Genomic DNA, 12,858 nt, shown 5'->3' with positions numbered 1-12,858 from the left:
CAACAATGAATTGCGCAAAGAAAATCGCCCGCAACCTGGGTTACGGGCGATGGTCTTCATCGGATATGCGCGGCGTTCAGGCCTGTTCGTAAACGCCGTGGCAGTGCTTGTATTTCTTGCCGGATCCGCAGGGGCACATTTCATTGCGGCCGATACGGCCCCAGGTGGCGGGGTTGTTCGGATCGCGCTCCTCGGCCGGCACGAAGGCGGCAGGCGCCGCCTGCAAGCCTTGAGCCATTTCATCCTCGCCCGTGTTCGGGTCAAGGTGATGGGCAGTCATTTCCGGCAGCTCCGGCTGCTGCGGCTCCTGCTGAACCAATTCCACACGCATCAGCTGGGCGGTCACGGCTTCGCGCAGATTGGCGAGCAACGCCTGGAAGAGTTCGAAGGCTTCCGCCTTGTACTCCTGCAGCGGGTCGCGCTGGGCATAACCGCGGAAACCGACGACGGAGCGTAGATGATCGAGGTTGACGATATGCTCGCGCCACAGATGGTCGATCGTCTGGAGAATGACCGAGCGTTCCACATAGGTCATGATCTCGGGGCCGAAACGTTCCGCACGCTCGGCGGCGTATTTGTCGGCCGCCTCGGTGACGCGCTGGAGAATATCGTCCTCGGCGATGCCTTCTTCCTTGGCCCACTCTTCCACCGGCAGGTCGAGGTTGAGGAACTGGGCGATGCCCGCCTTCAGGCCTGCAATATCCCACTGTTCGGCATAGGCATTTTCGGGAATATGCTTGGTGACGAGCATTTCGATGACTTCGTGACGCATATCGGCTGCGGTTTCGCCGATATTATCGGCTTCCATCAACTCAAGGCGCTGATCGAAGATCACCTTGCGCTGATCGTTCAGCACGTCGTCATATTTCAGAAGGTTCTTGCGGGTCTCGAAGTTGCGGGCTTCGACCTTCTTCTGGGCGCGTTCCAGCGCCTTGTTGATCCACGGATGGACGATGGCTTCGCCTTCCTTGAGACCCAGCTTCTGCAGCATCGAGTCCATGCGCTCGGAACCGAAGATACGCATCAGGTCGTCCTGAAGCGACAGGTAGAATTTCGAGCGGCCCGGGTCGCCCTGACGGCCGGAACGGCCACGCAGCTGGTTGTCGATACGGCGGCTTTCATGGCGTTCGGTGGCGATGACGTAGAGGCCGCCGGCGGCCAGCGCCTTTTCCTTGAGCACCTTGATTTCGGCGCGAATCGCCTGTTCCTTCGCATCGCGCTCCGGACCCGGCTCCATGCCTTCCAGCTCGCGCTCGAGACGCATCTCGACATTGCCGCCAAGCTGGATGTCGGTACCGCGGCCCGCCATGTTGGTGGCGATGGTGACGGCGCCCGGCACACCGGCCTGCGAGACGATATAAGCTTCCTGCTCGTGGTAACGGGCGTTCAGGACCTGGAAGTCGGAGAAACCGGACTGGCGCAGGAGATGTGCCAGAAGCTCGGATTTTTCAATCGACGTCGTGCCCACCAGAACCGGCTGGCCGCGCTCATGCGCTGCCTTGATCTCGGTAATGATCGCCTGGAATTTCTCTTCGCCGGTGCGATAAACCTCGTCGTCTTCGTCGATACGCTGGATCGGCAGGTTGGTCGGCACCTCAATGACATCGAGGCCGTAGATGTTGCCGAATTCTTCCGCTTCCGTCGCTGCCGTGCCCGTCATGCCGGCCAGCTTTTCATACATGCGGAAATAATTCTGGAAGGTGACGGAGGACAGCGTCTGGTTTTCCGGCTGGATCTGTACCTTTTCCTTGGCTTCGAGAGCCTGGTGCTGACCTTCGGAATAACGACGGCCGGGCATCATGCGACCGGTAAATTCGTCAATGATGACGATTTCGTCGTTGCGGACGATGTAGTCCTTGTCGCGGGTGAAGAGCTTGTGAGCCTTCAGCGCATTGTTGATGTGGTGGACGATCGCGACGTTCTCGACGTCGTAAAGCGATTCGCCCTTGAGCAGCCCCGCCTGCCGCAGCAGGTTTTCGAGCTTCTCGGTGCCTTCTTCGGAGAAGTTGGCCGAGCGCTGCTTCTCATCGATTTCGTAATCTTCCGGCGTCAAGAGCGGAATGAAGGCGTCGATGGTATTGTAGAGATCGGAACGGTCGTCCAGCGGCCCGGAAATGATGAGCGGCGTGCGCGCCTCATCGACCAGGATCGAGTCGACTTCGTCGACGATCGCGTAGTTGTGACCGCGCTGAACCATCTGGGCGCGGTCATATTTCATGTTGTCGCGCAGGTAATCGAAGCCAAGTTCGTTATTCGTTGCGTAGGTGATGTCGCAGGCATAGGCCTCGCGGCGCTGGTCGTCGTCAAGGCCATGAACGATGACGCCGGTGGTGAGGCCGAGGAAGCGATAGAGCCGGCTCATCGTGGCGGCGTCGCGCTGGGCGAGGTAGTCGTTGACGGTGACGACGTGCACGCCCTTGCCGGCGAGCGCGTTGAGGTACACCGCAAGAGTGGCCACCAGCGTCTTGCCTTCACCCGTTTTCATCTCGGCAATGGCGCCGCCGTGCAGGATCATGCCGCCTGTCAGCTGCACGTCGAAGGGACGCATGCCAAGAACACGGCGCGATGCTTCGCGGGCCACGGCAAAGGCCGGGATCAGCAGGTCGTCGAGTGTCTTGCCGTCTGCCAGCTGCTGGCGGAACTCGGCGGTCTTGGCCGCCAGCGCTTCGTCGGAGAGCGCCTTGGTGGCGTCTTCCAGCGCATTGATGGCTGCGATCTTGCTTTTATAAGAGCGGACGCGGCGATCATTTGCCGAACCGAACAACTTGCGGGCTATTCCGCCGAGACTGACCATCTTACTGGCCCTTTCTGAAATTCCGTTTTGCCGGGCGCTTTGCTCCGTCACGCTGTTTTCAGCACAAATGACGGACTTCGCCCTTCAACGTATCTGGACGCGAGGTTGCGTGACAGATAAGAGGGGGGGCAAATGATGTCAACGGTTCTGCCCGTTACAGAATGGCCACATTCCGGTGTTTGGAAGTTTTTTCAGAGCCGGAAACCATGTCTGGAGCCGGCATTGTCCCCGAAAGGTTCAAAATGTTGCGCTATAATAAAATTGCGGCTGCGGTGATTGTGGCCACGCTCGGCCTCCAGCTTCCGGCTTTCGCACAGGAAGACAAGGTCGTCGCCAAGGTCGGCGATCTGGAAATCCACCAGTCCGAACTCGACCTCGCCATGAGCAACCTCGATCCGCAACTCGCGCAGCTTCCCGACGAGCAGAAGAAGGTCGCAGCCCTTTCCGGCGCGATCGATGTCAAGCTTCTCGTCAAGAACGCCAGCGCCGAAGGTCTGGAAAAGACTGAAGATTTCAAGAAGCGCATGGAATTCATCCAGGACCGTGAGCTGCACAACGCGTATTTCCGCAAGCACGTGGTCGACGCCGTCACCAATGACGAAGTAAAGGCTCGCTACGACAAGGAAGTCGCAGCCCTGCCGCAGGAAGAAGAGATCAAGGCAGCTCACATCCTCGTCGCCAGCGAGGACGAAGCCAAGGACATCATCAAGCAGCTTGATTCGGGCAAGGATTTCGCAGCCCTCGCCAAGGAAAAATCCACCGATTCCAACAAGGATGACGGTGGCGATCTCGGTTGGTTCGGCAAGGGCCGCATGGTTCCGGAATTCGAAGAAGCCGCCTTCGGCCTCGAAAAGGGCGCCTACACCAAAACGCCTGTGAAGACCCAGTTCGGCTTCCACGTCATCAAGCTGGAAGACAAGCGCATTGCGCCGCCGCCGGCTTTCGAGCAGGTCGAGCCGCAGGTTCGTCAGCTTGTCATGCGCGACAAGTACGTTGCCCTCATCGAGAAGGCCAAGGCTGACCAGAAGATCGAAATCATGGATGAGACGCTGAAGAAGGGCTATGACGAAGCCACGAAGGAACAGCAGGCACAGCCGCAGCAGTAAAATTTCGGATTACGGGGCGGCTTAACGGCCGCCCCGTTTCATCTCAGGCCATCTCCAGACATCCATTCCAGAATTTCAGGCGCTTACCATGTCCGTTGCCGTTTCTCCGCTCGCTCCGAAATCCTATCCTGACATGCCTGCGCTCCGCGGCGTTCGAATGGCGACGGCCGCTGCCGGCATCAAGTACAAGAACCGCACGGACGTTCTCTTGATGGTGTTCGACAAGCCTGCAAGCGTTGCGGGCGTCTTCACCAAGTCGAAATGCCCTTCCGCCCCGGTTGATTTCTGCCGCGCCAATCTCGGCGGCGGCGCGGCGCGCGCCGTGGTGGTCAATTCCGGCAATGCCAATGCCTTTACCGGCCTCAAGGGCAAGGCCGCGACCGAGCTGACGGCGAAATCCGCCGCAGCTGCCGTCGGCTGCTCCGAAGGAGAGGTCTTTCTGGCATCGACGGGCGTGATTGGGGAACCCTTGGATGCCTCGAAATTCGCCGGTGTCCTGGGTGACATGAATGTTCGGGCAGAAGCCGATTTCTGGCAGGAAGCTGCCAAGGCGATCATGACGACCGACACCTATCCGAAGGTCGCCAGCCGCACCGCCGAGATCGGCGGCGTGATCGTGACGATCAACGGTATCGCCAAGGGCGCCGGCATGATCGCGCCCGATATGGCGACGATGCTTTCCTTCGTTGTGACGGATGCGGATATTGAGCCTGCCGCGTTGCAGGCCCTGTTATCGGCCGGCGTTGGCCCGACCTTCAATTCCGTAACGGTCGACAGCGATACCTCCACCTCCGACACGTTGATGCTGTTCGCCACGGGCGCTGCGGCCGAAGACGGCCAGGTGAAAGTGACGAATGCCGATGATGAGCGCCTTTCCGGCTTCCGCGCCGCGCTGAACGATCTTCTGAAGGACCTTGCCTTGCAGGTCGTTCGTGATGGCGAAGGCGCGCGCAAGATGGTGGAAGTTACCGTGACAGGAGCGGAAAACGACGCCGCCGCCAAGAAGATCGCCCTTTCCATCGCCAATTCACCGCTGGTGAAGACCGCGGTTGCCGGTGAGGACGCCAATTGGGGCCGTGTCGTCATGGCCGTCGGCAAATCAGGCGAAATGGCGGACCGCGACCGTCTCGCCATCTGGTTCGGCGGCGTGCGCGTAGCCGTCAACGGCGAACGCGACCCGAACTATTCCGAAGCGGAAACCAGTGCCGTCATGAAACTGGAAGACATCACGGTAAAGGTCGATATCGGCCTCGGTCAGGGAACGGCTACCGTCTGGACCTGTGACCTGACGAAAGAATATGTTGCGATCAACGGCGACTACCGGAGCTGACCGTTGGAGCCGAAGAGAATGCAGGACAACAAGGCCGTCAATCTGCCGCTGGTTCGCCGTCTGGAAGCCGTCAGCTTCCGGGCGTGGCCAGCCTCGTCGGTTATTTATGACGGCAGCTGGCAAATCCGTCTCACGGGTTCGCATCCCTCCAAGCGTATCAACTGCGTAGTGCCGCTCGATCCGTCCGATTACGGAAACAGCGCGGTGCGGCTGGAAAAGGCGCGCAAGCGTTTCGATGATTTCGGCCGGCCGCTGGTGGTGCGCGAAACGACGCTGATGCCGCCGCAGCTTGTGGAATTTCTGGTCAATGACGGCTGGTCGATGTTCGAAGAGGTTGTGGTCGTGACGGCCGATCTTTCCGACATGGAGTTGCCGGAAACGCTGGTCAGCCTTCCGAGCCACGATATCGGCCGTTTTGTAGAGGCGAGCATCAAGGTGAGCGATGGCGATCCGGCGCTGCGCCCGGCAATTGCTGAAATCGTCAGTTCCATCAAGCCGACGCTCGGTCTCTTCATCAACGAGGAAGTGGAAGGCAATCCGCTCGCAACCGTGATCTGCGTGCAGGACAACGATCTTGCCGGCATCCTTTCCCTCGATGTCGAAAAGTCGCAGCGTAAGAAGGGCCTTGGTACGCAAATCCTGTCATCCGCACTGCGCTGGGCCAGGATCAGCGGCGCAAAAAGCGCGTGGCTGCAGGTTGAAGCCGCCAATGCGCCGGCAATCGCACTTTATGAGAAATTCGGCTTCTCCGAGGCCTATCGCTATCGCTATTGGCGCAAGGGTTCAGGAGAATGAGCGAGGCCGGCAAAAAAATCCTGCTGGTCGCCGCCTGCGCCCTTCTCGATCAGGATGGCCGCATTCTTCTGGCGCAACGTCCGGAGGGCAAGTCGCTCGCGGGCCTGTGGGAGTTTCCGGGCGGCAAGGTGGAGCAGGGCGAGACGCCCGAGGAAACCCTCGTGCGCGAACTGGACGAGGAGCTGGGTATCAAAACCAAGATCGCCTGCCTTGCGCCTTTGACATTTGCCAGCCACACTTATGAAACATTCCACCTTCTGATGCCGCTTTACGTGTGCCGTCGTTACGAGGGCATTGCGCATGGCCGGGAAGGACAGGCGCTGAAATGGGTAAAACCGCAGGCATTGCGCGATTATCCCATGCCGCCGGCCGATGAGCCGCTGATCCCCTTCCTGCAGGATCTGCTTTAGAACAGGCAATCGCCGGCGTCCCTCGCTTATGATCCCGTCACAGCTTCGTGAAAATGCCCCGTTGTCAGCGCTTTGCCGTGTCAAAACGGGTCTGTGTTAAGAGATCGTTCAGCACCCTCTGGCAGATTGTTAAGCTAAAGAAGCGGTAAACTGCGCGTTACGAGGTTGGTCATGAACGAGGATTTCTGGAAGACGGTGGAAGGTCGTCACTCTTATTCCGATAAATCCAGTCGCACCGGCGTTCTGAACGTCGCATTGCTTTTCGGCACGGCCGTCATCGCCCTGTCGTTGATCATCACACCCATGCTCGCCGGAAAGTCTTCCACGCGTGTGGCGCAGTTCCCCGACAATTACGACATGATCAGCACCGGCTCCATCAAGAAGACAGATGTGGGCAAGACATACTCCATCCGCCGTAGCATAACACAGCCGATGCCGGAAATGCCCTGCGTGGTGACGGGCTACAGCAATGAGAGCGGTTGCTGATCGTTTACCATTGTCGGTAACCGATCTCTCACATAGCCCGTCTAGAATAAGCCGACTTCAATAGGTCATATTGCCGGCTGGCGGATTGGGCATATTCTGTGCTGCGTTCATTTATCGATTTCTGCAGGAATGAAGACGGCGCCAGCGCCGTTGAGTATGGCCTGATAGTGGCCGTGATTTCCGTCGCCCTTGTCGGCGGCGCGAGCGCCATCAGCAGCAATATCAATGCCCTGTTTCAGTTCATCGCCGATACCTTCGCCAGTGTCTGAAACGGTCATTCTTGCGTTCAGGATAGCTTGACTTCCCTGGTCTTCAGGGCGTCCGCCAGGCGCACTTTGGCGGAGCCGGGCTTCAGCGGTTTCTGCTGGCTCTCATGCGGCGCCCAGCCCGAGACATAGATGACGGAGAATGTCGCCCTTATGCGCCCATCCGGATCGGCATAACGTTCAGCATAGAGCTCTGCCGCCCGCATGAAAAAGGCACGGTTGAGCGGTCGTCTGCTACGGCCTGCCAGCGGATTGGCCATGCCCATCGCACGCAGGTCGCGCATCAGCGGGAAAATCGAATCGTAACGTACCGTGTAGGTTTCCGCGTCGGTGACGGGAAGCGTAAAACCGGCGCGTTGCAGAAGCGCGCCGACATCGCGCACATCGGCGAAGGGAATGACGCGCGGGCTTGCCCCGCCGGTCAGTTCCGCCTCTGCCGTCAACAACACGTCGCGCAGTTCCTGCAGCGTCCCGCTGCCGGGAATCGCGCCGAGAAACAGGCCGTCCGGCTTTAATGCCCGCCGGATCTGGATCAGCGCGCCGGGCGTGTCGTTGGTCAAATGCAGGGCAAGCGGTGAAACGATGAGATTGGCGGAGGCCTCTTCCAGCGGCAGATGCTCCATGGATGCCGCCTCCGGAATATTTTCATCCGTGGTGAAACGGCTTTCCGTCTCTATGCGGCGAATGGAATTCACCTTTCCCGTCTGTGCCAGCCGCCGGGCGGCAACGCCGGTGCCGCCATGCAGCTCGATGGCGGTCTCGAACTGGCGTTCGACAATGGCAAGCCTGTCTGCCAGTTCTTCAGCCGCCATGTCGAGAAGAAAAAGGGCCTTGTCGTCGCGCCGGTTCCACGCCCGGCGACGGTTTTGTTCAATCACGGCCTGGTCAAAAAGAATGTCCATCGTCTTGCCTGCTCGGCCTCTGGCGCCATCGGTACGGCGGGGCCGCATTCTGTGTCATGCCGTTTCAGGCATTGCTTTTCCGGCATCAGCCGGAATGATCTGTCTCGCAAAGGCACCCGTTCGGCGCTAAAGTCAACCTCATGGGTGCTGGTGAAGGTCTGTTTTCGGGGATGCTGTCGAAATCCGCGGTCGTACCGCGGGTCGCACGAGACGTGTTGCGTTCGGTCTTCCGCATGATTTACCCGCCGACCTGTGCCGGCTGCACCCGCATGATCGGTGCAGAAGGGGCGTTGTGCCCGGAGTGCTGGCGGGACATTGTTTTTATCGAGCGTCCTTATTGCGAAATTCTCGGCATTCCCTTTGTCCGCGACCATGGCGAAAACATTGTCAGCGCCGAGGCCATTGCCGACCCGCCGCCCTTTGACCGTCTGCGTGCCGCCGCCAGCCATCAGGGCGTCGCCCGCAAGCTGGTGCACCGTCTGAAATATCAGGACCGGACAGAGCTTGCGCGGTTGATGGCGTTGTGGATGCTGCGAGCAGACGACGGAGCGGTCAGCGCCTGCGATTGCATCGTGCCCGTTCCTCTGCATCGCTACCGCTTCCTGCGCCGCCGTTTCAACCAGTCCGCCGAGCTTGCGCGGCATCTGGCCCGGGCGGCTGACAAGCCTTTGCTCGCCGGCACCCTGCTGCGTGTGAAATCGACGGAGCGGCAGGTTGGGCTCTCGGCGATCGCCAGGCGTGACAATATGCGGGGCGCTTTTGCTCTCGCGCCTGGTCTGGAAGCGCATGTTTCAGGCAAGCACGTGGTGCTGGTGGATGACGTTTACACCACCGGCGCGACAGTGCGTGCGGCAAGCCGGGCCCTCCGAAAAGCGGGTGCTGCGGAAGTGACAGTTTTGACCTTTGCAATGGCCATTTCCGGTCCTATATGAAGCCGTAATGACATGAGGAAACCGTGCGCTTGACCGCACGTTTGCGAGGCTTTGAAAACATGGCACCGGTGACAATCTATACGCGGGATTTTTGTGGTTATTGCGCGCGCGCCAAGGCGCTGCTGGATAGCAAGGGCGTGGATTATGCCGAATATAACGCCACGACGACGCCCGAATACCGGCAGGAGATGATCGAGAAATCGGGCGGAACGACCTTCCCGCAAATCTTCATCAATGGCCAGCACGTGGGCGGCTGCGATGATCTTCATGCGCTGGACCGCGCTGGCAAGCTGGACGCGATGCTGGCGGCCTGATCTGCCCGAGCGACGGAGGAAATCATGAGTTTCAAGGCTGCCGCCATTCAGATGCGCTCCGGTGTCGATACGGCGAGGAATGCCGCCGATATGGATCGGCTTGTGCGCGCCGCCGCGGCCGAAGGGGCTGTTTATGTTCAGACCCCGGAAATGACGGGCGCAATCCAGAAGGACAGGCAGGCGCTGCGGGCCCAGCTGCGCGACGATGATGGCGATATCATCGTCGCGACTGCCGCACGCCTTGCCCGCGAACTCGGTATTCACGTCCATGTGGGCTCTACGGCTATTGCCCGCCCGGACGGCAAGATCGCCAATCGCGGCTTCCTCTTCGCGCCGGACGGCTCGCGCATCTGCAGCTATGACAAGATCCACATGTTCGATGTCGATCTCGACAATGGCGAGAGCTGGCGTGAAAGCGCCGCTTACGAGCCCGGCGAGGTGGCGCGCATCGTTGAACTGCCGCTGGGTAAATTCGGTTTCGCAATCTGCTATGACGTCCGTTTCCCGCAGCTTTTCCGGGCGGAAGCTCTTGCCGGCGCTGAGATCCTGACGGTTCCCGCTGCCTTCACGCGCCAGACCGGGGAAGCCCATTGGGAAATTCTGCTGCGCGCCCGCGCCATTGAAAACGGCGCGTTCGTCATCGCCGCCGCTCAGGCGGGCGTACATGAGGACGGGCGTGAAACCTTCGGCCATTCCATCATCATCGATCCCTGGGGTAAGGTTCTGGCAGTCGCCGGCGGCGCTGGCGAGGAGATCATCTTCGCCGAGATCGATACATCGCTGGTGGCGACCGCCCGTGGAAAGATTCCCAATTTGCGCAATGCCCGGGAGTTCGGGCTGGATACGGTCATTCCCCTCAAACCTGTGGGAGGTGAGGCAGCGTGATCCGGTATGCGCTAGCCTGTGAAAAGGGCCACGAGTTCGAAGGCTGGTTTGCCGGCAGCGACGATTTCGATGATCAGTTGCAGCGCGGTTTCCTGTCCTGCCCGGTTTGCAATTCCGCGCAGGTCTCCAAGCTTTTGATGGCGCCGTCGGTTTCCACCGCCCGCAAGAAGGACGAACGCCAGACGCTCGCCATGGATGCCGCCAGAAAAGAGGCGCTTGCAAAAATCCGCGAGGCCGTCGCCAATATTCGCGCCACTGCCGAGGATGTCGGCGACAGGTTTCCCGAGGAAGCCCGCAAGATCCATTATGGCGAAGCGGACGAGCGGGGCATCATCGGCAATGCCTCGGTGCAGGACGCCAGGGCCTTGCTGGAAGAGGGCATTGAGATCGCACCGCTGCCGGTGCTGCCCGACGACATCAACTGAATTTCAGAGACATCGCTTACGCAGCGCCCGGCGTTACCCCTGCGCCGGGCGCTTTGCCAGCATCATGTAGTTGACGTCCATATCCGGCGAGAGGTTCCAGCGATCTTGCAGCACGTTGTAGAAGACGCCTGTCCGGTGGATGATATCCATTCCGCTTGCAACCAGCGGCCGCTCAAGCTCTTCCGGGCGGACCAGCTTTTCATATTGATGCGTGCCGCGCGGCAGCCAGCGCAAAACATTTTCGGCGGCAAAGATCGCCAATGCCCGGGCTTTCAGCGTGCGGTTGATGGTGGCCGCGAACATCAGGCCGCCGGGGCGTACCATTTTCGCGCAGGTGGTGACGAAGAGATCGACATTGGCCACGTGTTCGACCACCTCCATGTTGAGGATGACGTCGAAGGTTTCGCCGGCTTCCTGCAGCTGTTCGGCCGTCACCGCGCGATAGTCGACGCTGACCCCGCTTTCACGGGCGTGGGTGGAGGCGATGCCGATGTTCTTTTCCGAGGGATCCGCGCCTACCACATCGGCGCCCATGCGGGCGACGGGTTCGGAGAGAAGGCCGCCGCCGCAGCCGATGTCGAGAACGCGCAGCCCTTCCAATGGGCGGTGCGCCTTCGGGTCCCGGCCGAAATTGTCGCAGATGCGGTTGCGGATATATTCGAGACGCACCGGATTGAATTTGTGCAGCGGGCGGAACTTGCCGGTCGGGCTCCACCACTCTGCGGCCATCGCGGAGAAGCGATCCACTTCGCTCTGGTCGACGGTCGTCTGTGCGGTCTCGCTCATGGTTCTGCTCCATATTGCTGTTGCATTGAAGTCGGATGATTGCCCCCCGAAGTCAAGACCGCCCGTTCGTTCCTTCGGTAATTTGCCGGGAGCGGATTGCCGCAGGTGGAACTGAAAAGGCATCTCATTTGTTTCATGCTGCGTTCATGCAGCAACGCGTATTTTCCGATCGTGGCAGTATGCGGAACGCATACTCGTCCATCGAACGTGGTGGATGCCGACAAAGGCAAAGCGGGCCTTTGCTTGAGGAGAAAGAAGTGAAGAAAAAACTGTTTGGCGCAATTGCGCTGGTGGCCATGCTCGCCGCGCCGGCACTTGCCGAAGCTGCGACGCGCGGTTTCGCCACCGCGAATGTAAACATGCGATCCGGCCCGAGCACGGCTTATCCGGCCGTCGTCGTGATCCCGGTTGGCGCACCATTGACGGTGCATGGCTGCCTGTCCGATACGCCGTGGTGCGACGTTTCTTTTGTCAACGGTCGAGGCTGGGTCGCCGGTCGTTATATCCAGACGACGTTCCGGCAGAACCGGGTCTATGTTGAGCCGCGTTATTATCGCGACCTCGGCGTTCCCGTGATCACCTTCGAAGCCGGCCGTTATTGGGACCGTTATTATCGCGACCGCGACTTTTACCGTGAGCGTGATCGCTGGCGCCGCCCGCCGCCATCAGGCGGTTACTGGAATGCGCCGCCTCCGAGTGCCGGCTGGGATCGCCCGCGTCCGCGTGACGAGTGGCGTGACGGTCGCCGCGATGACTGGCGCGACGGTCGCCAGGGTGGCGGTCCGAATGACGGGCGCTGGGAACGCCGTTACGGCGACTGGAACCAGGGTGACCGAAATCAGGACAGACCGCGTCGCGACGATGACCGCCGCCGCTGGGAAGACGAGAATCGCGACCGTGACCGCAATCGTGATGCCAATCGCGATCGCGATCGGCAGCGACCTCAATTTGATGGCCAGCGCGGTCAGGTTGAAGGTCAGCCAGCCCCCGCGGCACCGCCTCCTGGTACGGTCGAGCAGGGTTGCATTCTTGGAAGCCCAGGCTGCTCATACCGTTAATGACAAAGCCCGGCGAATATTCGCCGGGCTTTGTCACTGAAGCGTATTGCAACGCTCCGCGGGACTATTTCGCGACACTCGCCTTGCGGGAACGGCTTTTGGGTTTCGCCGCGGCTTCTGCACCCAGTGCCGTCTCCACGGCTGCGATCTTTGGAGCAACCTTCTTCCGCGCTGCAGGCTTGGTCGCCTCCGATGTCTTCAGCAGGGAAAATTCATGCTTTGCCTGTTCCCAATGTTGCGCGTCGCGACCATGGGGATGGCCTTCCTTTTCCCAGAGCGTATATGCCCGCTTGCTGATCCATTCATTTTCCGAAACCTGCATGCTCGTCTCCCGTTGCTGTCTACAGCGCCTATGAGAAGGCGACATTC

The 12,858-nt window shown here is 60.1% G+C and carries 15 protein-coding genes; 11 read left to right on the top strand and 4 right to left on the bottom strand.

All coding sequences use genetic code 11. The features are described from left to right. Positions 1-76: 76 nt before the first annotated feature. Positions 77-2,794, bottom strand: coding sequence for a preprotein translocase subunit SecA (gene secA / locus BTN45_RS17050; protein WP_207590189.1), 2,718 nt, complete (start codon positions 2,792-2,794; stop codon positions 77-79). A gap of 242 nt (positions 2,795-3,036) precedes the next feature. On the opposite strand from secA, the gene BTN45_RS17045 reads away from it, so the two are divergent. The 6 genes from BTN45_RS17045 (at position 3,037) to BTN45_RS17020 (ending at position 7,190) form a co-directional block, all read left to right on the top strand. Continuing rightward, a complete protein-coding gene (locus BTN45_RS17045; protein WP_035211677.1) occupies positions 3,037-3,900 on the top strand; it encodes a peptidylprolyl isomerase in 864 nt (287 codons plus the stop codon). A gap of 88 nt (positions 3,901-3,988) precedes the next feature. Next, positions 3,989-5,230, top strand: coding sequence for a bifunctional glutamate N-acetyltransferase/amino-acid acetyltransferase ArgJ (argJ, locus tag BTN45_RS17040; protein WP_035211664.1), 1,242 nt, complete (start codon positions 3,989-3,991; stop codon positions 5,228-5,230). An 18-nt stretch (positions 5,231-5,248) separates the two neighbouring features. Continuing rightward, positions 5,249-6,025 carry a GNAT family N-acetyltransferase gene (locus tag BTN45_RS17035; protein WP_207590186.1) on the top strand — a complete coding sequence of 259 codons (777 nt, stop codon included), beginning with the start codon at positions 5,249-5,251 and terminating at the stop codon, positions 6,023-6,025. Next, complete coding sequence (gene mutT / locus BTN45_RS17030; protein WP_003585633.1) at positions 6,022-6,435, top strand: 8-oxo-dGTP diphosphatase MutT; 414 nt, start codon at positions 6,022-6,024, stop codon at positions 6,433-6,435. Before BTN45_RS17035 ends, mutT begins: the two co-directional genes overlap by 4 nt. A gap of 171 nt (positions 6,436-6,606) precedes the next feature. Further along, on the top strand, positions 6,607-6,921 hold the full coding sequence (locus tag BTN45_RS17025) for a hypothetical protein (RefSeq protein ID WP_003585635.1): 315 nt from the start codon (positions 6,607-6,609) through the stop codon (positions 6,919-6,921). A gap of 98 nt (positions 6,922-7,019) precedes the next feature. Then, positions 7,020-7,190, top strand: coding sequence for a Flp family type IVb pilin (locus BTN45_RS17020; protein ID WP_077985725.1), 171 nt, complete (start codon positions 7,020-7,022; stop codon positions 7,188-7,190). Between the two features lie 17 nt (positions 7,191-7,207). Here BTN45_RS17020 and BTN45_RS17015 read toward each other — a convergent pair whose 3' ends face one another. After that, complete coding sequence (locus BTN45_RS17015) at positions 7,208-8,089, bottom strand: methyltransferase domain-containing protein (RefSeq protein ID WP_153775870.1); 882 nt, start codon at positions 8,087-8,089, stop codon at positions 7,208-7,210. Between the two features lie 140 nt (positions 8,090-8,229). Here BTN45_RS17015 and BTN45_RS17010 point away from each other — a divergent pair, with 140 nt between their 5' ends. Genes BTN45_RS17010 through BTN45_RS16995 form a run of 4 tightly spaced genes read left to right on the top strand, consistent with a single transcriptional unit; the run spans position 8,230 to position 10,645 of the window. Next, the gene (locus BTN45_RS17010) at positions 8,230-9,021 is read left to right on the top strand and encodes a ComF family protein (RefSeq protein WP_207590185.1); all 792 of its coding nucleotides are present in this window, start codon (positions 8,230-8,232) and stop codon (positions 9,019-9,021) included. 59 nt (positions 9,022-9,080) lie between these two features. Next, positions 9,081-9,335, top strand: a complete 255-nt coding sequence (gene grxC / locus BTN45_RS17005) for a glutaredoxin 3 (RefSeq protein WP_003585640.1) — start codon at positions 9,081-9,083, stop codon at positions 9,333-9,335. Positions 9,336-9,359: 24 nt separating this feature from the next. After that, positions 9,360-10,220, top strand: coding sequence for a carbon-nitrogen hydrolase family protein (locus BTN45_RS17000; protein ID WP_022562951.1), 861 nt, complete (start codon positions 9,360-9,362; stop codon positions 10,218-10,220). After that, the gene (locus tag BTN45_RS16995) at positions 10,217-10,645 is read left to right on the top strand and encodes a DUF1178 family protein (RefSeq protein ID WP_207590184.1); all 429 of its coding nucleotides are present in this window, start codon (positions 10,217-10,219) and stop codon (positions 10,643-10,645) included. Before BTN45_RS17000 ends, BTN45_RS16995 begins: the two co-directional genes overlap by 4 nt. Positions 10,646-10,678: 33 nt before the next feature. Here the strand turns inward: BTN45_RS16995 and ubiG are convergent, their stop codons facing one another. Next, the gene (gene ubiG, locus BTN45_RS16990; protein ID WP_003585646.1) at positions 10,679-11,431 is read right to left on the bottom strand and encodes a bifunctional 2-polyprenyl-6-hydroxyphenol methylase/3-demethylubiquinol 3-O-methyltransferase UbiG; all 753 of its coding nucleotides are present in this window, start codon (positions 11,429-11,431) and stop codon (positions 10,679-10,681) included. A 257-nt stretch (positions 11,432-11,688) separates the two neighbouring features. On the opposite strand from ubiG, the gene BTN45_RS16985 reads away from it, so the two are divergent. Next, on the top strand, positions 11,689-12,489 hold the full coding sequence (locus tag BTN45_RS16985; protein WP_162719192.1) for an SH3 domain-containing protein: 801 nt from the start codon (positions 11,689-11,691) through the stop codon (positions 12,487-12,489). Positions 12,490-12,553: 64 nt separating this feature from the next. Here BTN45_RS16985 and BTN45_RS16980 read toward each other — a convergent pair whose 3' ends face one another. Beyond that, positions 12,554-12,811 carry a DUF2934 domain-containing protein gene (locus BTN45_RS16980; protein WP_112554792.1) on the bottom strand — a complete coding sequence of 86 codons (258 nt, stop codon included), beginning with the start codon at positions 12,809-12,811 and terminating at the stop codon, positions 12,554-12,556. Positions 12,812-12,858 lie beyond the last annotated feature (47 nt).

This window comes from Rhizobium sp. ZX09, assembly GCF_017357485.1.
Classification (GTDB): domain Bacteria; phylum Pseudomonadota; class Alphaproteobacteria; order Rhizobiales; family Rhizobiaceae; genus Agrobacterium; species Agrobacterium pusense.
The sequence above is the reverse complement of the archived record's forward strand: the minus strand, read 5'-3'. Positions and strand labels throughout refer to the sequence as shown.

What these genes read in the sequence shown, in the direction of transcription:
- BTN45_RS17000 (WP_022562951.1), top strand. Translation starts at nt 9,360, where the DNA reads ATGAGTTTCAAGGCTGCCGCCATTCAGATGCGCTCCGGTGTCGATACG.
- ubiG (WP_003585646.1), bottom strand. Translation starts at nt 11,431, where the DNA reads ATGAGCGAGACCGCACAGACGACCGTCGACCAGAGCGAAGTGGATCGC.
- grxC (WP_003585640.1), top strand. Translation starts at nt 9,081, where the DNA reads ATGGCACCGGTGACAATCTATACGCGGGATTTTTGTGGTTATTGCGCG.
- BTN45_RS17045 (WP_035211677.1), top strand. Translation starts at nt 3,037, where the DNA reads ATGTTGCGCTATAATAAAATTGCGGCTGCGGTGATTGTGGCCACGCTC.
- secA (WP_207590189.1), bottom strand. Translation starts at nt 2,794, where the DNA reads ATGGTCAGTCTCGGCGGAATAGCCCGCAAGTTGTTCGGTTCGGCAAAT.
- mutT (WP_003585633.1), top strand. Translation starts at nt 6,022, where the DNA reads ATGAGCGAGGCCGGCAAAAAAATCCTGCTGGTCGCCGCCTGCGCCCTT.
- BTN45_RS17010 (WP_207590185.1), top strand. Translation starts at nt 8,230, where the DNA reads ATGGGTGCTGGTGAAGGTCTGTTTTCGGGGATGCTGTCGAAATCCGCG.
- BTN45_RS17035 (WP_207590186.1), top strand. Translation starts at nt 5,249, where the DNA reads ATGCAGGACAACAAGGCCGTCAATCTGCCGCTGGTTCGCCGTCTGGAA.
- BTN45_RS17025 (WP_003585635.1), top strand. Translation starts at nt 6,607, where the DNA reads ATGAACGAGGATTTCTGGAAGACGGTGGAAGGTCGTCACTCTTATTCC.
- BTN45_RS17015 (WP_153775870.1), bottom strand. Translation starts at nt 8,089, where the DNA reads ATGGACATTCTTTTTGACCAGGCCGTGATTGAACAAAACCGTCGCCGG.
- argJ (WP_035211664.1), top strand. Translation starts at nt 3,989, where the DNA reads ATGTCCGTTGCCGTTTCTCCGCTCGCTCCGAAATCCTATCCTGACATG.
- BTN45_RS16980 (WP_112554792.1), bottom strand. Translation starts at nt 12,811, where the DNA reads ATGCAGGTTTCGGAAAATGAATGGATCAGCAAGCGGGCATATACGCTC.